This window comes from Cupriavidus sp. UYPR2.512 (assembly GCF_000379565.1).
GTDB lineage: Bacteria > Pseudomonadota > Gammaproteobacteria > Burkholderiales > Burkholderiaceae > Cupriavidus.
The window spans coordinates 182667-207707 of sequence record NZ_KB902853.1 but is presented as its reverse complement, the minus strand read 5'-3'; the positions used below and the strand labels follow the sequence as shown (position 1 = coordinate 207707).

Sequence of the window (25041 nt, the reverse complement as noted above, 5' to 3'; positions counted from 1 at the left end):
GCCACCCCGGACGCATGTAAAATTGTCTCATACTTGGCCCGGCCGCAGAATGCCGGGCCCCCACAGGTCATAGTGGAGGAATCCAACGGGATGCCTATTCAAGCACGTTGGCCGCTTCAGGCGGCATGGCAGTGCTTCCGGCGGGATGCGGTACTGCGCGGTTGGGTCGCAAGCGGGCTGGCAATGGCGCTGGCGGCGGGGGTCTCTCTCTTTTCCGATCCGGCGCTGGCGGCGCATGGCTTCGCGCTGCACGGGGACCTGAAGTACCAGGCAGATTTCAGGCAATTCGACTATGCCAATGCCAATGCACCCACCGGCGGCACGCTGACACTCGCCAATCCGGACCGACGCACCAGTTTCGACAAGTTCAATCCGTTCACGCTGAAGGGCACGTCGGCGCCCGGCCTGAACGCGCTGATGTTCGAGTCGCTGCTGATCAGCAGCGCCGATGAGAGCGCAAGCGCCTATGGCTTGCTCGCCGAGGACGTCACGGTGGCGCCGGACGAGCTGTCGGTCACGTTCACGATCCGGCCACAGGCGCGCTTCACCAATGGCGACCCGGTGCTGGCATCGGATGTCAAATATTCTTATGACATGCTGATGAGCAAGGCCTCGAGCCCGGGCTACCGCAGCATGTGTGCCGATGTGAAGGCGGTGATCGTTGCCGGCGAGCGCACGGTGCGCTTCGAATTCAAGCAGCGCAACCGCGAGCTGCCGCTGATCGTCGGCTCGCTGCCGGTGTTCTCGAAGAAATGGACGGCCAAGGTCCCGTTCGAGAAGCTGACCTTCGAGCCGCCGGTCACCAGCGGCCCCTACCTGATCGAGCGCTATGACGCCGGCCGCGGCATCATCTTCCAGCGCGACCCGAAGTACTGGGGCAAGGATCTCGCGGTGCGCCGCGGCACCTTCAATTTCGCGCGCGTGGCCTACCGCCTGTACAAGGACGAGACCGCCAAGCTCGAGGCTTTCAAGGCAGGGGAGTTCGACGCCATCGTCGAATACAAGGCCAAGAACTGGGCCAAGAGCTACCAGGGCACCCGCTTTCGCAACGGCGAGCTGCTGAAGACCGAGTTCCCGCACCGCAACGGTGCCGGCATGCAGGGCTTCGTGATGAATATGCGCAAGCCGATGTTCCAGGACGTGCGCGTGCGCCAGGCCCTGATCCTTGCGCTTGACTTCGAGTGGCTGAACCGGCAGTTGTTCTACGGTGCCTACAAGCGGCTGGACAGCTGGTTTTCCAACAGCGAGCTGGCCGCCAGCGCCACCTTCGACGGCAGGCCCGGCACGGGCGAGCTGGCGCTGCTTGAGCCGCTGCGCGCGGAATTGCCGCCAGAGGTGTTCGGCCCGGACGTGGTCCAGCCCAGCACTGCGGCGCCGCGTTCGCTGCGCGACAACCTGCGCGAGGCACGGCGCCTGCTGGCCCAGGCCGGCTGGACCTATACGGATGGCGCGCTGCGCAACGCCAAGGGCGAGACGCTGGTGTTCGAGTTCCTCGACGACGGCGGCGCCATGAGCCGCGTCATCACCACCTATGTGCGCAACCTGGAGAAGCTCGGCATCCAGGTGAACCAGCGCACCACGGACTTTGCGTTGTACCAGAAGCGGCTGGAGGATTTCGACTTCGACATGGTGTCGATCCGCTTCCCCGACTCGCAAAGCCCCGGCAACGAGCTGCGCGACCGCTTTTCCAGCGAGGCGGCCGGCACGCCGGGCTCGGACAACCTGTTCGGGCTGAAGTCGCCCGTGGTCGACAAGCTGGTGGACAACGTGCTGCACGCCCATACCCGGCAGGAGCTGGTCACCGCCGGGCGGGCGCTGGACCGGGTGCTGATGCATGGCTACTACATCGTGCCGAACTGGTACAGCGCCTCGCACCGGGTGTCATACCGCAAGACGCTGGCCTACCCGGAGCGCCTTCCGTATTACTACACGGCCGAAGGCTGGGTCCTGAGCCACTGGTGGCGCACGGACCTGCAGCCGCAGGCGCGCTGACGCGCCCCGCCGCGACCAAGACAAGGAAGAGGACCGGCCGATGCTTGCCTACCTGCTCAAGCGCATCCTGCTGATGATCCCGACGCTGATCGGGGTCATCACGCTGACCTTCGTGGTGATCCAGTTCGTGCCGGGCGGTCCGGTCGAACAGATGATGATGGAACTGAAAGGGCGGGGCGGCGCTGGCGAAGCCAGCGGCGGCGGCGCCGAATACCGTGGGCGGCGCGGCGTCGACCCCGAGAAGATCAAGGAGATCCAGGCCCTGTACGGCTTCGACAAGCCGCCGCTGGAGCGCTACTTCCTGATGCTCAAGCGCTTTGCGCAGTTCGACCTGGGCCAGAGCTATTTCCAGCACCGCAGCGTGTGGGAGCTGGTCAAGTCCAAGCTGCCGGTGTCGGTCAGCCTGGGATTGTGGACCTTCTTCCTGACTTACCTGATATCGGTGCCGCTGGGCATCTCCAAGGCCATCCGCGCGGGCAGCCGCTTTGACGTGGTGACCAGCATCATCGTGCTGGTGGGCTATGCCATCCCTGGCTTCGTGCTGGGCGTGCTGCTGCTGGTGCTGTTCGGCGGCGGCACTTTCGTGCAGTGGTTCCCGCTGCGCGGGCTGACCTCCGACAACTGGGATCAGCTTTCGCTGATGGGCAAGGTGATGGACTACCTGTGGCACCTGGTGCTGCCGATCACGGCATCGGTGGTGGGCAGCTTCGCGGTGGTCACCATGCTGACCAAGAATGCCTTCCTCGAGGAAATCCGCAAGCAATACGTGCTGACCGCGCGCGCCAAGGGCCTAGGGGAGCGCCGCGTGCTGTGGAAGCATGTGTTCCGCAACGCGCTGATCCCGCTGGTGACGGGCTTCCCGGCCGCGTTCATCGGCGCCTTCTTCACCGGCTCGCTGCTGATCGAAACGTTGTTCTCGCTGGACGGGCTGGGCCTGCTGTCCTATGAAGCGGTGCTGCGGCGCGACTATCCGGTGGTGCTGGGCACGCTCTACCTGTTCACGCTGATCGGGCTGGTCACGCGCCTGATCTCCGATGTCTGCTACGTGCTGGTGGACCCGCGCATCCATTTCGAGGGCTTGCACCGATGAAACTGTTCACGCACGCGGCCCCCAACGGCCTGCCGCATTCGCCCTCGCCGCGCCAGCGCGCCTGGCAGCGCTTTCGCCGCAACCGGCGCGGCTACTGGAGCCTGGTGATCTTCGTGGTCATCTTCATGCTGAGCCTGGGCGCCGAGCTGCTGTCCAGCAACCGGCCCCTGGTGGTGCACTACAAGGGCGAATGGTATTTCCCCATCGTCAAGGTCTACCCGGAAACCACCTTCGACGGCGATTTCGCCACGCCCGCGGACTACCTCGATCCGTATATCCGCGACCGCATCACCACCAACGGCAACTTCGCGGTGTTCCCGCTGAACCATTATTCGTACGACTCGCTCAACTACTTTGCCAAGGAGCCGAACCCGGCGCCGCCGTCGGCAGAGAACTGGCTGGGCACCGACGACCGCGGCCGCGACATCCTGGCCCGGCTGCTGTACGGCTTCCGGGTGTCGGTGCTGTTCGGCATGGCGCTGACCGTGATCGGGGTGCTGGTGGGAACGCTGACGGGGGCGCTGATGGGCTTCTTCGGCGGGCGCTTCGACCTGTTCTCGCAGCGCGCCATCGAGATCTGGAGCTCGATGCCGGAGCTGTACCTGCTGATCATCTTTGCCTCGATCTTCGAGCCCAGCCTGGCGCTGCTTATCATCCTGCTGTCGCTGTTCGGCTGGATGGGCCTGTCCGACTACGTGCGCGCCGAGTTCTACCGCAACCGCTCGCTCGACTACGTCAAGGCCGCGCGCGCGCTGGGCCTGTCCAACGTGCAGATCATGTGGCGCCATATCCTGCCCAACAGCCTGACCCCGGTGATCACCTTCCTGCCGTTCCGCATGAGCGCCGCCATCCTGGCGCTGACCAGCCTGGACTTCCTCGGCATGGGGGTGCCGCCCACCACGCCCAGCCTGGGCGAACTGCTGGCGCAGGGCAAGGCCAACCTGGATGCGTGGTGGATTTCGCTGTCGACCTTCGCGGTGCTGGTGGTCACGCTGCTGCTGCTGACCTTCATGGGCGACGCGCTGCGCGATGCCTTCGATACCCGCCTGGGCCTGGCGGCGCTGCGCGGCCGGGTCGAGCCCAAGATCCCGGCCGGCGCGCCGGCCGGGGCAGCACCGGAGGCCACGCCATGACCGCGGTGTCTCCCGTGATCCAGCCGGCCGTGGCGCCGGCCGCGGCGCCGGCGCCCGGTTCCACGCTGATGTGCGTCGACAAGCTTTCCGTCACTTTTGGCCACGGCGAGCATGCCACCCGTGCCGTGCGCGAAGTCAGCTTCGACCTGCGCGCGGGCGAGCGCTACGCGCTGGTGGGCGAATCGGGCTCGGGCAAGACCGTGACCGCGCTGGCGATGCTGCGGCTGGTGGAAGACGCCTACTACGACGGCGCGATCCGCTTCGAGGGCAAGAACCTGCTGGAGGTGTCGGACCGCGAGATGCGCGGCATCCGCGGCGCGGAGATCGCGATGATCTTCCAGGAGCCGATGACGGCGCTCAACCCGCTGTACACCATCGGCAACCAGATCGTCGAGACACTGGCGCTGCACGAGGGCCTGGACCGCCGCGCCGCGCGCGAGCGCGCCATCGCGCTGCTGGAGCGCACTGGCATCAGCGACGCCGCGCACCGCTTCGACAGCTTTCCGCACCAGCTCTCGGGCGGCCAGCGCCAGCGCGCCATGATCGCCATGGCGCTGGCTTGCCGCCCCAAGCTGCTGCTGGCCGACGAGCCGACCACGGCGCTGGACGTGACCATCCGCGCCCAGATCCTGGACCTGCTGCGCGACCTGCAGGCCGAGTTCGGCATGGCGGTGATGCTGATCACCCACGACCTGAACCTGGTGCGCGCCTTTGCCCAGCGCGTGGGCGTGATGGAGAAGGGCGTGCTGGTCGAGACCGGCGAGACCGCGCAGGTGTTTGCCGCCCCCCAGCACCCCTACACCCGCAAGCTGATCGACAGCCGCCCCAGGCGCGAGGTGCTGCCGCTGGTGCCGCTGGCGCCGGTGCTGCTGGAAGCGCGCAAGCTGAGCGTCAACTACGCGCGCAAGCGCCGCGGGCTGGCCGGCTGGTTCGGCAAGGACCAGTTCGCGGCGGTCAAGGACGTGGACTTCCAGCTGCGCGAGGGCGAGACCGTCGGCATCGTCGGCGAGTCCGGTTCGGGCAAGACCACGCTGGCGCATACCGTGCTGGCGCTGCAGCGCAAAAGCGGCGGCACCATCCATTTCCTGGGCCGCAGCTTCGACACCGCCACGCGCGACGATCGCCGCCAGTTGCGCGCGCGCATGCAGGTGGTGTTCCAGGACCCGTTCGGCTCGCTGGCGCCGCGCATGACCATCGAGCAGATCGTCGGCGAAGGCCTGGCGCTGCACCAGCCCGGGCTGTCGCGCGAGGGCACGCGCCAGCGCGTGATCGAAGCCCTGCGCGAGGTCGGCCTGGACCGCACCGCGCTGGGCCGCTATCCACATGAATTCTCGGGCGGGCAGCGGCAGCGCATCGCCATTGCCCGGGTGCTGATCCTCAAGCCGCAGATCCTGGTGCTGGACGAGCCCACTTCGGCGCTGGACGTGTCGATCCAGCAGCAGGTGCTGGCGCTGCTGTCCCAGCTGCAGCACAAGTACAACCTCACCTACCTGTTCATCAGCCATGACCTGGCGGTGATCCGTGCCATGGCGCATCGGGTCCTCGTGATGAAGGCGGGGGAGGTGGTCGAGGCCGGCGATACCGAAGCAGTGCTGGGCGCACCCCAGCACCCCTATACGCGCAAGCTGATGGCGGCGGCACAGGTCGGCGCGGCCTGAGCCGGAAGTGTGCGGCGCAGCAACGCCGCGGCCCCGCCTGACTAGCATCCGGTTGATCGGAGTAATCCGATAAACAAGATGCGAAATCCCGCCTATATCGTTGATTCGCCAGTCAAATCCGGCGAATTTGTAACGAACTTTGACATGTGAATGACAACCCTTTACCATCCCGCGAGAACTAGTTTTGGGGGTGGTCCGTCCGACGCATTGGATCGTGCACGGCACGTTTGCGGTGCAAGACAGGCCTGTAAGCCTGGTGCGGATGTTGCATAGGGTTCTCCCCGCAGTTCACAAGAATTTCTCGCGAAGTTCACGCGAATTTCACAGATACCCAGCCCGCCCCGGACTTGTGCCGGGGCTTGCTTTGGAACGATCAACGGGAGAACCAATGCAGCGATCGGTACTTCATTCCCTGGCGCGCGCCGCTGTCGGAATTGCCATTGCCTGCGGTGCGACTGTGTCGAATGGAGTGCTGGCGGATACGGTATTCAAGGATGCCGACGCCCGTATCGATGCCACGGCCCAGGCCGCGGACTCGCATGCGGAAGGCAAGCGCGGCTTGCTGTCGTCGGTGGTGAATTCCACCAGCAACGTTGCCAGCAAGGCTGGCGACCTGGTCATGAATGCGCTGGGCCTGATTGGCGTGCGTTACCGCTTTGGCGGCAACAGCCCCGAATCCGGCCTGGACTGCAGCGGCTTCGTCCGCTACGTGTTCAATGACACCTTCGGCTTCATGCTGCCGCGCCGCTCAGTCGAAATCAGCCGCGTCGGCGCCACCGTGGCGGCCAGCGACCTGCGTCCGGGCGACCTGGTGTTCTTCAACACCATGCGCCAGACCTTCTCGCACGTCGGCATCTATATCGGCGACAACAAGTTCGTGCATGCCCCGTCCACGGGCAGCAAGATCCGTGTCGACGACATGCGTGCGGCTTACTGGGTGACCCGCTACAACGGCGCCCGCCGTATCGAGGATGGCAAGGAGGGCGGTGCCGATGGTCTCGGCGACATGGTCGAGACGCTCAAGCGCTACGACCCCAAGGTCGCCCGCGCATCGATGTACGGCGGCTGAGGTTCCGGCACGCTTCAAGCAAAAAGGACTGCTGCGGCAGTCCTTTTTGCGTTGGCGAGGCGTGCTCTCCAGGGCTATTGCGCTGCGACCGTTCCGGCCGGTGCCAGGCGGGCCTGCTCCAGTCGCTGCCGCAGCGTTGCCATCACCGCCATGGTGGCCTGTTCGCCGGCCAGTATGGCCCGGTTGCGGGCGTTGAAGTCGCTGCCGCCCATATCGGGCAGCTCGGGGCGGATCACCACGTCGGCGCGCGCGAGTGCCATCTTGTTGATCGACTGGCCCATGATCGCGGTGGTCTGCAGCAGCACGCCGCTCTGGCCGGCGTTCTTCTGCGCCGACGGTTCTGCCGAGATATTGACCGCGATGACGAAGTCCGCGCCCATGCTGCGCGCGGAATCCACCGGCACCGGCTCGACCAGGCCGCCGTCGACATAGTCATGCCCCTGGATCGACACCGGCTGGAACACGCCGGGCACGCTGCTCGACGCGCGCACGGCCTGGCCCGTGTTGCCGCGGCGGAACAGGACTTTCTCGCCGCTCTTGAGGTCCGTGGCGACGATGCCCAGCGGCAGCTTCATGGCCTCGATCGTCCGGTTCTGCACCAGCCGGTTGATGTAGTTCTGCAGCGCCTCGCCCTTGAGCCAGCCGCCAAAGCGGGTGCCAAAGGGCAGGGCCCAGTCGGCGATGGCGGCCTCGTCCATGGTCAGCGCCAGCTTGTTCAGCTGGAAGCCATTCAGTCCGCTGGCGTAAAGCGCCGCCACGACTGCACCGGCGCTGGTGCCGGTGACCAGGTCGGCATGGATGCCTTGCGCTTCGAGCGCCTTGATCACGCCGATATGGGCAAAGCCGCGCGCCGCGCCGCCGCCCAGCGCCAGGCCGATCTTGACGGGCCGCGGCGCGGGCGGGGTGGTGGCGACCGGCGGCGCGGGACGCGGGCCGAGCGAGCAGCCCGCCAGCAGGGCGGCCGCGGAGATGCCGAGGAAATGACGTCGTTGCATGAAGCGGGATCAGTAACCAGGTGGGACCGGCGGATACAGGGATGTGATGCGGGCGCTCCTCCATGGGGCTGGCGTCGCACTGCCTGAATCACCGGCATCACCTCAGACCGGCGCAAGCATAAATGATTCCGCGCGGCGCCGGCACGCCGGGCGGGGCGAGGGATGCGCGTTGGTATAATGCAAGGCCTGCACATACACCAGCCTGCGCGCCGCTGCGCGCGGGCTTTCTTGTTTCTGCCCCTGACCATGACCCAACGCGTCCGCACCCGCTTTGCGCCGAGCCCGACCGGTTTCATTCACCTCGGCAATATCCGCTCCGCGCTCTATCCCTGGGCCTTCGCCCGCCGTATGCAGGGCGATTTCATCCTGCGCATCGAAGACACTGACGTCGAGCGTTCGTCGCAGGAAGCGGTCGACGTGATCCTGGAAAGCATGGCTTGGCTCGAGATGGATATCGACGAAGGCCCGTTCTACCAGATGCAGCGCATGGACCGCTACCGCGAGGTGGTCGCGCAGATGGTCGAGTCCGGCCTGGCCTACCGCTGCTACATGAGCACCGAAGAGCTGGACGCCCTGCGCGAAGCCCAGCGCGAGCGCGGCGAGAAGCCGCGCTACAACGGCTTCTGGCGTCCCGAGCCGGGCAAGGTCCTGCCCGAGCCGCCGGCGGGCGTCGATCCGGTGATCCGCTTCAAGAACCCGATCGGCGGCAGTGTAGTGTGGGATGACGCGGTCAAGGGCCGCATCGAGATCTCCAACGACGAGCTCGACGACCTGGTGATCGCGCGCCCGGACGGCACTCCCACCTATAACTTCTGCGTGGTGGTGGACGACCTCGATATGAAGATCACGCACGTGATCCGCGGCGACGACCATGTCAACAACACCCCGCGCCAGATCAACATCATCCGCGCGCTGGGCGGCACGCCGCCGGTCTATGCCCACCTGCCGACCGTGCTCAACGAGCAGGGCGAGAAGATGAGCAAGCGCCATGGTGCCATGGCCGTGACCGGCTACCGCGACGAAGGCTACCTGCCCGAAGCCGTGCTGAACTACCTGGCGCGCCTGGGCTGGGCCCACGGCGATGCCGAGATCTTCTCGCGCGAGCAGTTCGTTGAATGGTTCGACCTGGAGCACCTGGGCAAGTCGCCGGCCCAGTACAACCCCGAGAAGCTGGCCTGGCTGAACAACCACTACATCAAGGCCGGGGACAACCAGCGCCTGGCCACGCTGACGCAGCCGTTCATCGAGGCGCTCGGCGGCAAGGTGGAAGGGGCGGACCTGGCTGGCGTGGTGGCGCTGGTGAAGGACCGCGCCAATACGCTGAAGGAAGTTGCGCAGGCGGCACTGCTGTTCTATCGCGGCGAGCCGCAGGCGGATGCCGCGCTCAAGGCCGAGCATCTGACCCCGGAGATCCAGCCCGCGCTGGCAGCGCTGGCCACCCAGCTGGCCGCGCTGCCGGAATGGAAGCGCGAAGCCATCAGCGTCACCTTCAAGGCGGTGCTGGCCGAGTTCGGCCTGAAGATGCCCCGGCTGGCCATGCCGGTTCGCCTGCTGGTGGCCGGCCAGCTGCAGACGCCGGGTATCGATGCGGTGCTGGAACTGTTCGGCCGCGACACGGTGCTGCGGCGCCTGGCGGCAGCTGCATAAAAAGTCGTGAAAAAGTCCGCGCCGGGGGCTTGCGCTCCGGGCCGGATTTGCGCATAATCTTTTTCTCCCTGCAGCGCGGTCCCTGACCAAGCGGGCTGGCGGATCCGCAAGGATTTTCGCGATCTCCGAGCTGAATATTGAAGTGACGGGAAAGCGAAAAAAGCTGAAACGGGAGCTTGCAAAGATTGGTAGTTGATATATAATCTTGGCTTCGCTTGAAACGGCAGTTAAATCAGGCGAAAACGCAGCAAGTTGCAGTAAATGGCAGTACCATGGGGCTATAGCTCAGCTGGGAGAGCGCTTGCATGGCATGCAAGAGGTCAGCGGTTCGATCCCGCTTAGCTCCACCAAGATTTAGGTGTCATCCAGGTTGTTTTCGGGTGCCGCCAGACGGAACGTGTTGAAAGACAAGTTTCTGTCCCCTTCGTCTAGAGGCCTAGGACATCACCCTTTCACGGTGAGTACAGGGGTTCGAATCCCCTAGGGGACGCCATAACAGCAGGGCGTAATCAGACGTCCAGCATGTCGTCTCAAGCATCAGCTTGAAGCGGCAGCCGACTAAGGAGTGGTAGTTCAGTCGGTTAGAATACCGGCCTGTCACGCCGGGGGTCGCGGGTTCGAGTCCCGTCCACTCCGCCAAAACTAAACCCGCATGGTTTGCGCCATGCGGGTTTTTCTTTGGGTGAGGGATTATGTCGTTAATCGCTGCAAACGCAATAAAAAATGTTGCATTCGTTGCGAAATTCGCTATATAATCCTGTCTTCGCTGCAAATGCTGCGGTAAGCGGCAGGCAGCGAAGGTGGTTCCAGCAGTAACCGTCCAGCCGTACCGGATACGGGGCTATAGCTCAGCTGGGAGAGCGCTTGCATGGCATGCAAGAGGTCAGCGGTTCGATCCCGCTTAGCTCCACCAGAATTTGGGAAGCGTCTGAAAAGAAGCTTCCCAGGCGCGAAAAAGCCTGCTATGATGGCGGACTTTCCAGCGCAAGACAGAAAATGCGTTGTAAAACAAGTTTCTGTCCCCTTCGTCTAGAGGCCTAGGACATCACCCTTTCACGGTGAGTACAGGGGTTCGAATCCCCTAGGGGACGCCAAAACAGCAGGGCGTAATCAAACGCCCAGCCAGTCGTCCGGAGCCAAGGCTCCAGTCGGCGCCGACTATGGAGTGGTAGTTCAGTCGGTTAGAATACCGGCCTGTCACGCCGGGGGTCGCGGGTTCGAGTCCCGTCCACTCCGCCAAATTAAAACGCCCGCGCAAGCGGGCGTTTTTCTTTTCCGGCTACTGAAGTTGCGGGCCGCCGCCCTTGCGGGCGGCCAGTGCCAGATTCAGTTTTCCGGATCCTTGCTGACCCGGCCGAAATACCGCACCAGCAGCACGCCTGCAATCGCCAGGCTGATGCTGTTGGCCAGCCAGAAGCCGCTGGCGCCGCGCGTGAAGGCGGGCATGCCCTCAATCAGCCCGAAGCCCAGCACATAACCCCCGCCAAGTCCGATGCCCCACAGCGAGCCGGCGTAGATCAGCGTCGGAATCAGTGCGATCTTGTACGCGCGCAGGATAAACGCCGTCATCACCTGCACCGCGTCGAAGGCCTGGTAGAACGCCACGAACAGCACCAGCGGCAGCGCTGCCGCGACCACCGCGGGATCGCTCGCGTAGGCATGCAGCACCGGCTTGCGCAGCAGCCACAGCAGGGCGCCGGTCAGCACCGCCAGCGTTACCGCCATGCGGATCCCGCGCCAGGCAAGGCGGCTGGCGCCGGCCAGGTCGCGCGCGCCGAGATGCTGTGCCACCAGCGTCGAAGTGGCAATCCCCAGCGACAGCGGCAGCATGTAGGCCACCGCGCCCAGGTTGGCGATGATCTGGTGCCCGGCCAGCGTCACCGTGCCCAGGCGCGTGATGAAGATCGACATCAGCGTGAATGAGGTGATCTCGATCAGGTAGGTCAGGCCCATCGGCACGCCCAGCCGCAGCAGCGCGCGCAGCGGGGCGGCAGCCGGCCAGCTCCACGTACTGAAGATCCGCAGCGGGTGATAGGCGGTGCCGTAGCGCAGGATCAGCAGCCCGGCGATGCACCAGGCCCAGCTGATCAGCGTGGAGGCCAGGCCGCAGCCGGGTCCGCCCATTGCCGGCACGCCCAGGCCGCCATGGATGAACCAGGCATTGAGCGGCACCTTCAGCGCCAGCCCACCGATCTGCAGCACCGTCACCATGATCGGGCGCGACAGCGCATTGTTCAGCGCCGAGTAGATGCGAAAACCCAGCGCCGCTGGCAGCCCGAAGGCGCCGAAATGCAGGTAGGCGGTGGCTTTCTCGACCAGTTCGGGCGGCGCCTTCGCGAAAGCGAGCAGCGGGGCCGGGAAGGCCAGCAGCAGCACGCCCGGAATCGCCAGCGCGGCGCCCAGCCATGCGGCCTGCCGGACCTCGGCGCCGATCGCCTCGATGCGGCCGGCGCCATAGAGCTGCCCGGCGATGGGCGACAGCGCCTGCAATACGCCCATCAGACTGATATAGATGGTGACGTAGATCGAGCCGCCCAGGCCCACGGCGGCCAGGTCGGTAGCCGAGGCGCGCCCGGCCATCACGGTATCGATGACGCCAAAGGCGATAACGGCAAGCTGGCCGGCCAGCACTGGGCCGGCCAGGCTGGCGATACGGCGAAGGTCTTGGAACAGGGTCATTCGGGGCCTGGCGGGCTTGATCAGGGCTGGATGGCCAGCCCCGCAGCCGCCTGCGGCCGGAATGGTTCGATGGCGCGACAGGCGCTGCGGTGGTGGTGACGCCGGAAAGGGCTCAGGGCTGGCGCGGCAGGCGGCGCCGCGGCAGGTCCGGGCGCGGATGGACGGCGCGTGCGGTATCGACCAGCCGATACATGCGGAAGCGCTCGTCGCGGTCCGCGGGGCGGCGGCCTTCCCAGATCAGCCGCCACGCGAAATGCGAGATATTGCCCGGCTCGCCATAGTCGACCGAGTCATGGCGCAGCAGCACGTCGCAGCCGTCGTTGGGGCCGCCAAAGCGGATATGGCCGAAATAGGCAAACGACGCCAGCTGCGCATCGCCCATGCGGATCGGCTGAACGCACTGGTAGGCAGGCGGCAGCGCCATCGCCGCGGCCTGGGCCACGTCGCGGTAGGTCTTGCCGTAGTTGATCGAGGGCAGCCACAGCGTCATTGCCATGACCCACATCAGGGTGGTGCCGGCGGCGGAAATCACCACCGGGCGCCAGATCTGCTTGGGCGCGCGCGACAGCCGCCAGCGCACGATCAGCACCCACGCGACCGTGGCCGCCAGCGCGAGCACCACCGCGGCGATGGTGAACTCATGCTGGTAGCCGGGCAGCTGGCGGAAGACATTGCGTGCGATGCGCGGCGGCCAGCCGGTGGTCTTGGCGACCCACATGAACCAGATCGTGCCGCCGAAGATGGTGAAGAACAGCAGCGCGAACCAGTCGATCGCATTGATCACGCCGCGCGCCAGCGTGGGCAGCGCAAATGCGGCCAGCACGGCCATCGGCGGCAGCAGCAGGATGAACTGTACGTCGCCGGCGCTGCGTTGCAGGAACAGCAGCACCAGCACCGGCAGCAGCAGTGCCAGCGGCGCCGCCACATGCGGGGCGCGGCGCATGCCGGCCCAGGCGATCCAGGCCCAGCCCGCGATCGGCCAGACCGGCCACGTGTACAGGAACAGGTTGCGCATGTTGAAGCCGAAGGTCGCCATATTGGGCGAGCCGTAGCTGCGGCGGTCATAGCGCGACCATTCGCGGATGAAGGCCACCGCCTCGTCGCGGTCGGCTGCGCCGAAGTAGGCGGCCGCCAGCCACGCGGACACCATCAGCAGCGCCAGCGGAATGCCGATGGCGGCCAGGCGCCGCCACGGCAGCGGCTTGCACGCCAGCGCGCAGACCGCGCTGCCGCCCAGCAGCGCCAGCGGCAGCATGGGCCCGCTGGCCAGCGCCAGTCCGCCCAGCGCGGCCCCATAGACCAGGCTGCCCTGGATCGGCTTGTCGAGGCTGCGCACCATGCCGTACAGGGCCAGTGCGATAAAGGCGACCTGGCCGACCTGCGGCGTGGTCTCGTGCCCGCGCATGGCCAGGCCCACGCAGGCCAGGAAGATCAGCAGCGCGCCGTCGGCCAGCGTGCGGCCGTAATCGCGCGCGTTGGGCTGGCCGCCGAAGGCATAGGCAAATGGCTGGACCTCGTCGCGCCGGCCCAGCAGGTAGGTGGTGTACCAGATGCAGGCGCAGGTCGCGAAGAAGAACAGCGCCGTGGCCAGCCGCGCGGCGTCGGCCGCGCCCAGCCAGCTGCCAAAGCCGCGAATCATCAGCGCGCCGATCCAGAACACCAGCGGGCCGTCCTCGTTGTACGGGCGGCCGACGATATTCGGCATCAGCCAGTCGTGCAGGTTGCCGGTGGCCAGCTGCCACATCACGCCAAAGCCGGCTGCGTCCTCGTTCTTCCACGGGTCGCGGCCGAACAGGCCGACCAGGCCATAGATGATGCAGATCGCCAGCAACAGCGCGCGCGGCAGGGCGCCGGTCGCGGCAGCGGTCAACTGGACGGGTGATGTATTGGCTTGACGCATCGATGCTCAGGTCGGGCCGTGGCGCAATGGCGCGAAGGCCACAGTATCGCGCATGCGGCGGCCACGCGGGCCGCGGCATGGCGTGCAAGCCTCACGGGGTGTGGGGTAAATCCAATGAATGCAGCGGTGCCGGTCATGGTCCGGCACAAAAGCAAAGAGGCAGCCGATGCTGCCTCTTTGCTGTTTCGCACAGGCCCCGGAGCATCTGTCCGCAGGCCTTGCGAAGCGGGGTTCGCTGAAAGCGATTACTTCGCAGCCTTGCCCAGCTTGTTGCCGAACTTCTGGCGGAATTTTTCCACGCGGCCGGCCGTGTCCATGATCTTCTGGGTGCCGGTGTAGAACGGGTGCGATTCCGACGAGACTTCGATCTTGGCCAGCGGGTATTCCTTGCCGTCCTTCACGATCTTGTCCTTGGTCTGGATGGTCGAGCGGGTGATGAAGCTGAAGTCGCTGGACATGTCCTGGAACACGACTTCGCGGTAATTCGGGTGAATGCCTTCTTTCATGATGAGTCCTTTCTGGTTGGGTAGCCAGTCCGTTGCAATCCGCTGTTCTCTGCCAAGGGCGAGAGCGTGCATAGCGCGGCGACGAACGAACCACTTGCCGGTAACGGGCAAACCGGGATTATGGCAGAAAAACAAAGACTTGGGGAAGAGACTGCGCCACGCGCGGCACAGAAAGTGTTGGGTAAAAATGCGGCAAAAACATCACATTGAGGCCGGGTCCTGGCGATAGAAGGCGGCCAGCGACTGGTATACAACCGGCCAATGCCGCGCAAGCCCGGTCGGTTCGACAAAAAATGCCTCTGACGTCACGGCAAAGAACTCGCTCGGCGCCTCGGTCCCGTATGGGTCGATGATGCGTAGCGCCGGAGGCAGCCGCTCCGGGTGCTCCCAGTCGGCCTCGTCGCGCGCCTCCCAGGCCTCGGCAAAGCGGTCGTACTCGGTCAGGAAGGTCTCGGCCCAGGCTTCCGCGTCGATGTCCGGGTGCAGCACGCGCGAGAAGGGCGGCACGCCGTCGGGCTCGCCGTCGAGCATGTCCAGCTTGTGGGCAAACTCGTGGATGACCACGTTGTAGGTATCGGCCGGCAGTTCGTGGCCGCTGTCGATGCCGGCCCCGGGGGTGTGCACGTCGGGCCAGGACAGGATCACCGGCCCGTGCTCCCAGGCCTCGCCGCTGGCTTCCTCGACCACGCCGTGCACCAGGCCGATCTCGTCCTGCACGGTCCGGCGGATGATGAACTCGCCCGGGTAGAGCACGATGCCATGCCAGCCCCGGTACCACGGCAGCCCCAGCTTCAGGATCGGCACGCAGGCCTGCACGGCAACGCTCGCCACCATGTCGTCGGCCAGCGGCAGGTCGTGCGCGGTGGAGTATTCCTTCTCGGCGATGAACAGGGTGGCCAGCTCGCGCAGCGCCGCCAGGTCTTCGCTGCCGTAGCGCTGCACGAACGGCAGCGTGGCGACCGTGCGCGTCCACAGCGCGTCGGGGATGGCGTAGTGCTCCAGCTTGCGGGCCCGCGAGCGGGTGCGAAGGAATGAGGTCAGTTTGCCGAGCATGGGCGTAGCGCCGTGCGCTGTGAAATGGTCCGGCAACAAAAGGTCGGGCAACAAAAAAAGGCGTGCCATGGCACGCCTTCCTGTCCGCCTTGCGGCGATGCTGCAGTAAGTGGCCTGCCCCGCAAACAGCTTGTCGCCAAGCCATTTAGGGGAGGTCACCAGGCTCAGCCACCTCTGCGCATCATATCGAAAAACTCGGCGTTGTTCTTCGTGGCCTTCATCTTGTCCATAATGAATTCCATCGCCTGCACTTCATCCATGTCGGAGATGAACTTGCGCAGGATCCAGATCTTCTGCAGGATTTCCGGCTTGATCAGCAGCTCTTCGCGGCGCGTGCCCGACTTGTTCAGGTTGATCGACGGGTAGACGCGCTTCTCGGCCAGGCGGCGTTCCAGGTGCACTTCCATATTGCCGGTGCCCTTGAACTCTTCATAGATCACGTCGTCCATGCGGCTGCCGGTTTCGATCAGCGCGGTGGCGATGATGGTCAGCGAACCGCCTTCTTCCAGGTTGCGCGCGGCACCGAAGAAGCGCTTCGGGCGCTGCAGCGCGTTGGCGTCCACACCACCGGTCAGCACCTTGCCCGAGGCCGGCACCACGGTGTTGTAGGCACGCGCCAGGCGGGTGATGGAGTCCAGCAGGATCACCACGTCGCGCTTCAGTTCGACCAGGCGCTTGGCTTTCTCGATCACCATTTCGGCAACCTGGACGTGACGGATGGCCGGTTCGTCGAAGGTCGACGCAACCACTTCGCCGCGCACCGAGCGCATCATCTCGGTCACTTCTTCCGGGCGCTCGTCGATCAGCAGCACGAACAGGTCCGCTTCCGGATGGTTGTTGGCAATCGCGTGGGCGATGTGCTGCAGCATCACGGTCTTGCCGGACTTGGGCGATGCCACCAGCAGCGCACGCTGGCCGCGGCCGATCGGCGCGATCATGTCGATGATGCGGCCGGTGATGTTTTCTTCAGCCTTGATATCGCGTTCGAGCGTGAGCGGCCGGTTCGGGTGCAGCGGCGTCAGGTTCTCGAACATGATGCGGTTCTTGACCGCTTCGGGCGGCTGCCCGTTGACCTTGTCCACCTTGACCAGTGCAAAGTAGCGTTCGCCGTCCTTGGGCGTACGCACTTCACCCTCGATCGAATCGCCGGTGTGCAGGTTGAAGCGGCGGATCTGGGACGGGCTGATGTAGATGTCATCCGTGCTGGCCAGATACGAGGTTTCGGGCGAGCGCAGGAAGCCGAAGCCGTCGGGCAGCACCTCCAGCGTGCCGTCTCCAAAGATGGTTTCGCCCATCTTGGCGCGCTTCTTCAGGATCGCAAACATCAGTTCTTGTTTGCGCATCCGTTGTGCGTTGTCGATCTCGAGCGTAGCCGCCATTTCGAGAAGCGCAGACACGTGAAGCGATTTGAGTTCTGTCAGGTGCATAGACGAGGGGTACAGATGGCCCGGACGGGCGAGACCTAAAGGGAAGGGGGAGGAAATGAGCGAACGCTCGGGGAGTTGTTGGTGGCATCTTAGCACAATCCGACCGGCGCGCCAGGATGTGGCGCGCGCACGTCGGATCGTGACAAAACCGGGACCGTGGGTCAGGTCCCGGCGCGCAGCTTACAGGTTGCCGTCGAGGAAGGCGGTCAGTTGCGACTTGGACAGCGCGCCGACCTTCTGGGCCGCGACTGCGCCGTTCTTGAACAGGATCAGCGTCGGGATGCCGCGGATGCCGAACTTGGCCGGCACCTGCTGGTTCTCATCGACATTGATCTTGGCGATCTGCAGCTTGTCGCCGTAGTCCTTGGCGACTTCGTCCAGGATCGGCGCGATCATCTTGCAGGGGCCGCACCATTCCGCCCAGAAATCGAGCAGGACGGGTTTGTCGGACTGGAGGACGTCAGCGTCGAAGGAGGCGTCGCTCACATACTTGATTTGTTCGCTCATGGCGGAAAACCTCTGGTTTCGCTCTGTTTATGTTGAAGGCTGGAGACTTCGGAGGGCCGAACCGTTACCTTACACGAGATTGCGCGGACCCGTCGGGCGGCCTCCGCAGCTCGCAAACAGGCTGTGGGGCCGCTGCCGCGCCCGGTGCTGCCGATATGTTACCAGTTTGCCGATTTTCAAGACCGGCCTGGCAAACACTCGAAAGAGCGCCGGCACGCAAATGATTCTGCTGCAATCGGGGGATTCATTGAAATGCTTATTTTCTATGGCGCCGAGAGATTCGGGCAATCGCTTGCGGCGTGCGGGAGGGTGTGTCATAGAATGCACTTGTGCACGTCGCGCGGTGCCGGTTGCGCGTGGCGTGCGCGTAGAATAGAAAGTGGTTCGCGGGCGGCGCCAGCGGGCCAATCTTGCATCCTGCGCCACTGACTAGGTCATCGACATGAACACCGATCCCCGCAAGCCTTCGCAGCCCGAGCCCGGCCAGGCGCCGGACGTGGACCACCTGAGCGATGCGCTGGACCATATCAGCAGCGCCGTGGAGACCAACAGCATTGCCAGCGGCGCCGCACGCGGCCTGGTCTACAGCATCATCGAGACCCTCGGTACCCTGGTGGGCGACCCGGACCTGCCCGAGCATGCGCGCTCCGGCTATGAGGGCCTGCTCGAGACCGCGCGCGAGATCCGCGCCCGGCTGGAAAGCGGTTCGGACTGAGCCGGCGCCGACTGTCCCGCATCAAACTTGCCACCAGCCGCTCAGGCCGGTGGCGCCCGCATTGCTTCCGTTGCACCCTGACGCTTTCGCCAACCGACGCAGTTCGCGCAGCCATTCCGGGCTGCGCCCCACGCGCCCATGACGTCGCTCCGTTTCCGCCCTGGCCCTGATTTCCTCGACCAGGCGGCCACCGCTGCCTGGTATTTCCTCGACCGCTGCGGCGCGCCGGAGGCGGGCGCGCACGTGGTCGTTCCCACCGCCGCGCAGATCCCGGGCGTGCGCCAGGCACTGGACGCCGCCGCCCGCGCGGCGGGCCGCCCGCGGCTGCTGCCGCGCGTGCTGACGCTGGGACACTGGCTGCTAGACCTGCCGCCCGAGGGCGCCCCGGTGCGCAGCCCGGCCGCGCGCCTGCTGGCCGTGCAGCAGGCGGTGCGCGGGCAGGACTGGCTGCGCCGTGCGTTCGGCGCCCAGAACGAGACCGCCGCATGGGGCCTGTCGCAGACGCTGCTGTCGATCTGCGACGAGCTCAACGCGCGCTGGCTCGAAGACGCGGCCATCCGCGACGACGACGAGATCGACGGCGACGATCGCGCGGGCCTGCTGCAGGGCGCGCTGGAGCGGACCTATTCGCATCTGTCTGAGCGCTTCCTCGGCGAAGAGGCGCGCATCGTGCTGGCTTTCTGGCAAGCGCTGTCCGGGCCGGACGATCCGCAGCCGGCGCGGCGCCGCGCCTTGCGCGAGCTGTCGCAGCAGCTGCGCGGCCCGGTGATCTGGATTGCCCCGACCCCGCCAACGCCGCTTGAAGCCGCATTCCTGCGCGATGCCGCCGAGCTGGTGCCGGTGCTGCAGGTCGGCTATGACTGGACCGGGCAGGGCGAGACCGATGCAGGCTGGTACCAGACCCTGCTGGCACTGTGGCCGGAAGCAAGGATCGCCGACGATGCCGAAGCCGTCGCCCCCCCACTGGCCATGCCTGCGCTGCCGCCGCAGCGTCCGGTGATCCGCGTGATCGGCAGCGCGCGCTTTGAGGATGAAGCCGCCGCGGCAGCCGCGCAGCTGGTGCAGTGGCTCAATGAAGGCCGCCGCCAGGTGGCGCTGGTCGCGCACGACCGCGTGGTGGCGCGGCGCGCCCGCGCCTTGCTGGCGCGGGCCGGCGCACCAGTGCGCGACGAGACCGGCTGGAAGCTGTCCACCACGCGCGCCGCCGCCGCGCTGATGCGCTGGTTCGACCTGCTGGTGCGCGACGGCGACACCGCCGCGCTGCTGGACCTGCTCAAGAGCCCGTTCTGCCTGCCGGAGGTTGCCGGGCGCGGCGCGGCCATCGCGTTGCTGGAGCGCCAGGTGCGGCGCGAGGGCATCACCGGCGGCTGGGCGCGCCTGCGCCAGCTGTTCGGTAGCGCACCGGGCGCCGCGCAGCAAGCTGCCGCGGAAGGTGAGGATGCCGCCGAAGCACCGCGCCGTGCCGCGCACGCGCTCATCGCCGTGCTCGCCGACGAAGCCGCGCGCTGGCCGCGCGGCCTGGCGCAGCATCCGCTGGCGACCTGGCTGGAACGGCTCGACGGCATGCTCGACGGCATCGGCATGCGCGTGGCGCTGGCCGCGGACGATGCCGGCAGCCAGCTGCTTGATGCGCTGGCGCGGCTGCAGGAGTTGCCGCTGGACGAGACCGGCGGCCATGCCACGCTGTCGCAGGGCGAGTTCCGCGCGATGCTGTCGGCGCTGCTGGAATCGGTCGCCTACAAGGAGCCCTCGGCCAGCGGCCCGGCGCGCATCACCATCCTGCCGCTGAACGGCGCGCGCATGCGCCGCTTCGAGGGCGTGGTGATTGTCGGCTGCGATGACGCGCAACTGCCGTCCAGCGCCGCCGAGCTGATGTTCTTCTCCAACCAGATGCGGCGCGAGCTGGACCTGGAAGACCGGGAGGCCCGCTTTGCGCAACAGGCGCGCGACCTGGCCGAAGTGCTGCTGAACAACGACGACGTGGTGCTGACCTGGCAACGCTACGGCAGCCGCGGCGAGCCGCATCATGTGTCGGGCTGGATCGAGCGGCTGGCGGCGTGCTGCGCGCGCGCGGGCGTCAGCATCGAAGCCGCCGCCGCACCGCAGGCGCACGAGACCTTTGCCGATCCGCAGGGCATGCCGGCGCCGGCGGCAGAGCCCGCGCTGGTGCCGGTGCGCTGGAGCGCGCAGGCCTACAACATGCTGCGCCGCTGCCCCTACCAGTTCTTCGCCGGCCGCATGCTGGGCCTGGCCGGGCTGGAGACAGTCAGCGACGAACTGGAAAAACGCGAGATCGGCGAACACCTGCACCACGTGCTGCTGCGCTACCACAAGGACCTGCAGGCGCGGCGCGAGCGCGGCCAGGCGCTGGCGGAAGACCAGCGCCTGGCCCGCCTGGCCGAGATTTCCGACGACGTGTTCGGCGCGCTGATGGCCGAGGACGGTAATGCCATTGCCTACTACCGGCGCTGGCGCGAGGTGATGCCGTCGTACGTCGCCTGGCAATCCGCGCGCGAGGCCGAGGGCTGGTTCTGGCGCGGCGGCGAGCTCGACGCGGGTATCGACCTGCCGATGCCCGACGGCCAGCCGCTGCGCCTGACCGGGCGCATCGACCGGCTTGACCAGGGCCCGGGCGGGGCGCATGCCGTGCTCGACTACAAGACGCAGAGCGCCACCCGCCTCAAGCTCAAGCTGGCCGAGGTCGAGGAAGACTGCCAGTTGCCGTTCTACGGCCTGCTGCGCGCCGATGCGGCAGCCGGCAGTTGGGTATCGCTAGAAGGCGCGCGCGAGGGCGCGCCTGCGGCGCAGCGCGAAGTCGGCCTGCCCGATTTTGAAGCCGCCGTCATCTGGCTGGAACGGCAGATGCGTGACGACGTCATGCGCCTGCGCCACGGTGCCCGGCTGCCGGCCTTCGGCGATGCCTCCGCCTGCCTGTATTGCACCGCCCGCGGCCTGTGCCGCAAGGGCTTCTGGGAATCCACCGCCGTGCCGGCGCTGACATCATGACGCCCCACGATTTGCACCACGTCCAGCCTTATCAGCGCGACGGCCAGCCCGTTTCCGAGGCCGAGTTCACGCGCGCCGCCTGCGATCCGGCACGCTCGGTCGTGGTGGAAGCCTGCGCCGGGAGTGGCAAGACCTGGCTGCTGGTGGCGCGGCTGGTGCGCCTGCTGCTGGCCGGCGCCGCGCCGCACGAGATCCTGGCCATCACCTTCACGCGCAAGGCCGCCGAAGAAATGCGCGACCGCCTGCTGGAGGTGCTGGCACAGCTGTCGCGTGACAGTGACGACGACGTGATCGCCGCGCTGGTGCAGCGTGGCCTGACGCCCGACGCCGCGCGCGAGGCGCTGCCGCGTGCGCGGCGTCTGCATGCGCAGGTGCTGGCCGCGCCCGGGCGCATGGCCATCGATACCTTCCACGGCTGGTTCGGCACGCTGCTGCGCGGCGCACCGCTGGCCTCGGGCATCGTGCCGGGCGCGGCGCTGCGCGAAGACGCGCTGCGCATGAAGCGCGAAGCGTGGGCTCCGGTCTGGCGCGCACTGGCCACGGAGCCATACACCGAGCTGCGTGCCGCGTGGGAAACGCTGGTGGATACCGTGGGCGACTTCCAGGCACGTGCGCTGCTCGACGCGATGTTCCATGCCCGCAGCGAATGGTCGGCGATGCAGGAGGGCGGCGACCCGCTGCAGGCCCTGTCCGCCTGCCTGGGCGAAGACGCCCAGGGTGACGTGCTGCTGCAGGCGCTCGCCGACGAAGGCTGGCGCGATGCCTGCGAGTCGCTGGCGCTGCGCCTGGGCGCGGCCGGCAAGACCGAGCAGACCCACGCCGCCCGCATCACCGATGCGCTGATGGCGATCACCGCGTGGCGCGAAGCGGGCGCGGCGCCCGGCAAGCCCGCCGAACGGGTGTTCGCGCAGTTGCGCGCCGCGTTCTTCACCACCACCGGCGGCCCGCGTTCGCTGCGGCGCACCGCGGCGCTGGTCAAGGCCGCCGGCGGCGAAGGCATGGTCGATGCGTTGCTGGGCGAGCATGCATCGATCTGCGCCATGCTTGACGACATCAGCGCGCGTTGTTGCGAAGCCGCGGTGCTGGCGATCAACCGCGCGCTGTTCTGCATCGGCGATGCCTTGCTGACGCGCTACCAGCGGCACAAGGACGAGCAGCGCGCGATGGACTTCGCCGACCTGGAATGGCAGGCCGCGCGCCTGATGTCGGACGAAGAGACCGCCACCTACCTGCAGGTGCGGCTCGACGCGCGTTACCGCCATCTACTGCTTGACGAGTTCCAGGACACCAACCCGCTGCAGTGGCGCATCCTGCAGGGCTGGCTGGCCGGCTATGCGGGCCTGGGCGAGCGCCCGACGGTATTCCTGGTGGGCGATCCCAAACAGTCGATCTACCGTTTCCGGCGCGCCGATGCACGGCTGTTCGGCGCGGCCGGCGAGATGCTGCGCGAGGCGTTCGGCGCCACCGTGCTGCGTACCAACCGCACCCGGCGCAACCGTGCCGAAGTGCTGGACTGGGTCAACGCGGTGTTCGACAGCGCGCGCGCCGAGGGCCGCTATCCGCTGTACGCGACCCAGACCACGGCACTGGCCGGAGGCAACGGACCGGTCTGGCTGCTGCCGCTGGTGGAACCCGAGGACAAGGCCGATGAAGCCGTGGATGGTGCCGCTGAGGACCAACCGGCGCAAGCCGCCTGCGCCCATCGCGACACGCTGCTGCAGCCGCGCCGGCAGGCCGGCGATTCGCTGCGCCTGGAAGAAGGCCGGCGCGTGGCCGCGTGGCTGCGCCTGGTGCGCGACACCGTGCCGGTCCATGAAGGCGGCGAGCAGCGCCCCGCGCGCTGGAGCGACATGCATCTGCTGGTGCGCCGCAAGACCCATCTGGCTGACTATGAGCGCGCGCTGCGCGAGGCCGGCATCCCGTGCCTGAGCCCGCGCCGCGGCGGCCTGCTGGCCACGCTCGAGGCGCTCGACCTGTCGGCGTTGCTGGCGTTCCTGATGACGCCGGAATCGGACCTGGATCTCGCGCACGTGCTGAAGAGCCCGCTGGTGGGGGCGACTGACGACGACCTGCTGGCGCTGGCCCGGATCGAAGGCGAGGGCAGCTGGTGGGCACGCATCGAGTCAGCCGGCCTGCCCGGGCACGTATCCGATGCGCTGCGCGAAGGCGTGCAACGGTTGCGCCAGTGGCTGCGCGCCGCGCCGCATCAGCCGGTGCATGACCTGATCGACCAGATCTTCCACGGCGGCGAAGTGCGGCGCCGCTATGCCGAAGCCGCGCCGCCGGATATCCGCGAACAGGTGCTGGCCAACCTCGATGCTTTCCTGAAGCTGTCGCTGGACCTCGACGGCGGGCGCTATCCGAGCCTGCCGAAGTTTATCGACGAGCTGCAGGAAATCCGCCGCGGGGACGAAGGCGAAAGCCCCGACGAAGGCGGCATGGGCGAGAGCGCCGAAGACGTGGAGCCGGCCGAGGACGATCCGGCGTTTGCCGGCCTCGACGCGGTCCATATCCTGACCGTGCATGCGGCCAAGGGCCTGGAGGCGCCGTTCGTGGTGCTGCTCGATGCCAACCACAGTGAGCCGGCCGCGGACCGGGGCGGCATCCTGGTCGACTGGCCGCCGTCGTCGCCGGTGCCCCGGCATTTCTCGGCCTACGGCAAGCGCAGCGAACGCGGGCTGGCGCGTGCGCCGTTGTTCGAGGCGGAGGCGGCGCTGGGCGAGCGCGAGAACTGGAACCTGCTGTACGTGGCCATGACGCGCGCGCAGCAGGGTCTGCTGGTCAGCGGGGTCAAGGGCCGTGCCAGCCGCAGCGGTTCGGGCGAGGGCAATGCCGAGATCGCCGGCAGCTGGTATGTGCGGCTGCAGGCCGCGGGCGTCGGCGAGATGGTGCCGGCCTATCCGGGCGCACTGGTCGATGCGGCCGATGCGCAGGGCCAGGCCCCGATGCTCGCGCGCCTGAGCGAGCCGGTGCGCTTTACCGACTTCCGGCTGCGCTATCGCGATGCAGCGGATGTGCGGCAGGGGATCGCGTTTGAAGAAGATGAGGGAGAGGCGGAAGCTGAAGACCCGTCCGACGGCATCGTCTTCAACGCCGCGGCCGCCCGCCACGGCGAGCTGGTGCATGCCTTGCTGGAACGCCTGACGCGCTATCCCGAAGCCTTTGCCGGCGTGCCGGGGATCGACGCTGTCTTGCGCTGGTTCCCGCTGACGGGCGCGCACACCGAGCCGGCACGGCAGGCGTGGCGGCAACAGGTGGCAGAGGCGCTGGAGGCGGTAGCTGCGATGCTGCGCGCGCCGGCGCTGGCGCCGTTGCTGGGGGCAGGTGATGCCCGCAGCGCGCGCAATGAAGTCGAACTCTATGACGCGCGCGGCAGGCTGCTGCGTATCGACCGGCTGGTGGAATTCGATGAGCGCGTGGTGATCGTCGACTACAAGCTGCGGCTCTTGCCGCAGGAGCATGCCGCCTACCGCGCGCAGCTGGGCCGCTATGCGGCCGCGATTGCACCGATGTTCCCGGGCAAGCGTATCGAGGCCGGGGTGGCCACTGCCGACGGCGAATGGATTCCCGCCGAGCGCCTGGCGCCGCCGGTGCCGCCAATGCCGCCAATGCCACAGCAGGGCTCGCTGTTCTGACGGCTGGCGTGGCACCCGGACAGGGTGCC

Annotated in this window: 16 protein-coding genes and 6 tRNA genes; 15 read left to right on the top strand and 7 right to left on the bottom strand. The window is 66.9% G+C overall.

Annotated elements, in window-relative coordinates; all coding sequences use genetic code 11:
- The first annotated feature begins 90 nt into the window (after positions 1-90).
- From A3A5_RS0103615 to A3A5_RS0103595, 5 genes are all read left to right on the top strand, one after another.
- Positions 91-1992 (top strand): extracellular solute-binding protein, encoded by a 1902-nt coding sequence (locus A3A5_RS0103615; protein ID WP_026200418.1) that lies wholly within the window; start codon positions 91-93, stop codon positions 1990-1992.
- Positions 1993-2032: 40 nt separating this feature from the next.
- Entirely contained in the window at positions 2033-3082 is a 1050-nt protein-coding gene (locus A3A5_RS0103610; protein ID WP_018309277.1) for a microcin C ABC transporter permease YejB, read from the top strand.
- Positions 3079-4215, top strand: coding sequence for an ABC transporter permease (locus A3A5_RS0103605; RefSeq protein WP_018309276.1), 1137 nt, complete (start codon positions 3079-3081; stop codon positions 4213-4215). The genes A3A5_RS0103610 and A3A5_RS0103605 overlap by 4 nt, the downstream gene beginning before the upstream one ends.
- Positions 4212-5873 (top strand): ABC transporter ATP-binding protein, encoded by a 1662-nt coding sequence (locus tag A3A5_RS0103600; RefSeq protein WP_018309275.1) that lies wholly within the window; start codon positions 4212-4214, stop codon positions 5871-5873. Before A3A5_RS0103605 ends, A3A5_RS0103600 begins: the two co-directional genes overlap by 4 nt.
- Positions 5874-6261: 388 nt before the next feature.
- On the top strand, positions 6262-6942 hold the full coding sequence (locus A3A5_RS0103595) for a C40 family peptidase (protein ID WP_026200417.1): 681 nt from the start codon (positions 6262-6264) through the stop codon (positions 6940-6942).
- A 74-nt stretch (positions 6943-7016) separates the two neighbouring features.
- Here A3A5_RS0103595 and A3A5_RS0103590 read toward each other — a convergent pair whose 3' ends face one another.
- On the bottom strand, positions 7017-7937 hold the full coding sequence (locus tag A3A5_RS0103590; protein WP_018309273.1) for a patatin-like phospholipase family protein: 921 nt from the start codon (positions 7935-7937) through the stop codon (positions 7017-7019).
- Positions 7938-8183: 246 nt separating this feature from the next.
- Here A3A5_RS0103590 and gltX point away from each other — a divergent pair, with 246 nt between their 5' ends.
- The 7 genes from gltX to A3A5_RS0103555 all read left to right on the top strand — a co-directional run bounded on the left by gltX (position 8184) and on the right by A3A5_RS0103555 (position 10823).
- On the top strand, positions 8184-9584 hold the full coding sequence (gltX, locus tag A3A5_RS0103585; RefSeq protein WP_026200416.1) for a glutamate--tRNA ligase: 1401 nt from the start codon (positions 8184-8186) through the stop codon (positions 9582-9584).
- Between the two features lie 274 nt (positions 9585-9858).
- Positions 9859-9934, top strand: a tRNA-Ala gene (locus A3A5_RS0103580).
- A 67-nt stretch (positions 9935-10001) separates the two neighbouring features.
- Positions 10002-10077: transfer RNA gene (locus A3A5_RS0103575), tRNA-Glu, on the top strand.
- 69 nt (positions 10078-10146) lie between these two features.
- Positions 10147-10223 (top strand) — tRNA-Asp (locus A3A5_RS0103570).
- Positions 10224-10421: 198 nt separating this feature from the next.
- Positions 10422-10497 (top strand) — tRNA-Ala (locus tag A3A5_RS0103565).
- A gap of 105 nt (positions 10498-10602) precedes the next feature.
- Positions 10603-10678, top strand: a tRNA-Glu gene (locus A3A5_RS0103560).
- Positions 10679-10746: 68 nt separating this feature from the next.
- A tRNA-Asp gene (locus tag A3A5_RS0103555) sits at positions 10747-10823 on the top strand.
- A gap of 87 nt (positions 10824-10910) precedes the next feature.
- Here the strand turns inward: A3A5_RS0103555 and A3A5_RS0103550 are convergent.
- The 6 genes from A3A5_RS0103550 to trxA all read right to left on the bottom strand — a co-directional run bounded on the left by A3A5_RS0103550 (position 10911) and on the right by trxA (position 17656).
- Complete coding sequence (locus A3A5_RS0103550) at positions 10911-12263, bottom strand: MATE family efflux transporter (RefSeq protein WP_018309271.1); 1353 nt, start codon at positions 12261-12263, stop codon at positions 10911-10913.
- 112 nt (positions 12264-12375) lie between these two features.
- The gene (locus A3A5_RS0103545; protein ID WP_026200415.1) at positions 12376-14163 is read right to left on the bottom strand and encodes a glycosyltransferase family 39 protein; all 1788 of its coding nucleotides are present in this window, start codon (positions 14161-14163) and stop codon (positions 12376-12378) included.
- A 245-nt stretch (positions 14164-14408) separates the two neighbouring features.
- Positions 14409-14669, bottom strand: coding sequence for a type B 50S ribosomal protein L31 (locus tag A3A5_RS0103540; RefSeq protein ID WP_010814268.1), 261 nt, complete (start codon positions 14667-14669; stop codon positions 14409-14411).
- Between the two features lie 201 nt (positions 14670-14870).
- Complete coding sequence (locus A3A5_RS0103535; RefSeq protein ID WP_018309269.1) at positions 14871-15722, bottom strand: M90 family metallopeptidase; 852 nt, start codon at positions 15720-15722, stop codon at positions 14871-14873.
- Positions 15723-15886: 164 nt separating this feature from the next.
- Complete coding sequence (gene rho / locus A3A5_RS0103530; protein ID WP_010814266.1) at positions 15887-17149, bottom strand: transcription termination factor Rho; 1263 nt, start codon at positions 17147-17149, stop codon at positions 15887-15889.
- Between the two features lie 180 nt (positions 17150-17329).
- Positions 17330-17656: a thioredoxin TrxA gene (gene trxA / locus A3A5_RS0103525; protein ID WP_010814265.1), complete on the bottom strand. Its 327-nt coding sequence runs from the start codon at positions 17654-17656 to the stop codon at positions 17330-17332.
- A gap of 442 nt (positions 17657-18098) precedes the next feature.
- On the opposite strand from trxA, the gene A3A5_RS0103520 reads away from it, so the two are divergent.
- The 3 genes from A3A5_RS0103520 to A3A5_RS0103510 all read left to right on the top strand — a co-directional run bounded on the left by A3A5_RS0103520 (position 18099) and on the right by A3A5_RS0103510 (position 25012).
- Positions 18099-18371 carry a hypothetical protein gene (locus tag A3A5_RS0103520; protein ID WP_013957248.1) on the top strand — a complete coding sequence of 91 codons (273 nt, stop codon included), beginning with the start codon at positions 18099-18101 and terminating at the stop codon, positions 18369-18371.
- A gap of 138 nt (positions 18372-18509) precedes the next feature.
- Positions 18510-21377: a PD-(D/E)XK nuclease family protein gene (locus A3A5_RS0103515; RefSeq protein WP_018309268.1), complete on the top strand. Its 2868-nt coding sequence runs from the start codon at positions 18510-18512 to the stop codon at positions 21375-21377.
- Positions 21374-25012, top strand: a complete 3639-nt coding sequence (locus A3A5_RS0103510) for an exodeoxyribonuclease V subunit beta (protein WP_018309267.1) — start codon at positions 21374-21376, stop codon at positions 25010-25012. Before A3A5_RS0103515 ends, A3A5_RS0103510 begins: the two co-directional genes overlap by 4 nt.
- Positions 25013-25041 lie beyond the last annotated feature (29 nt).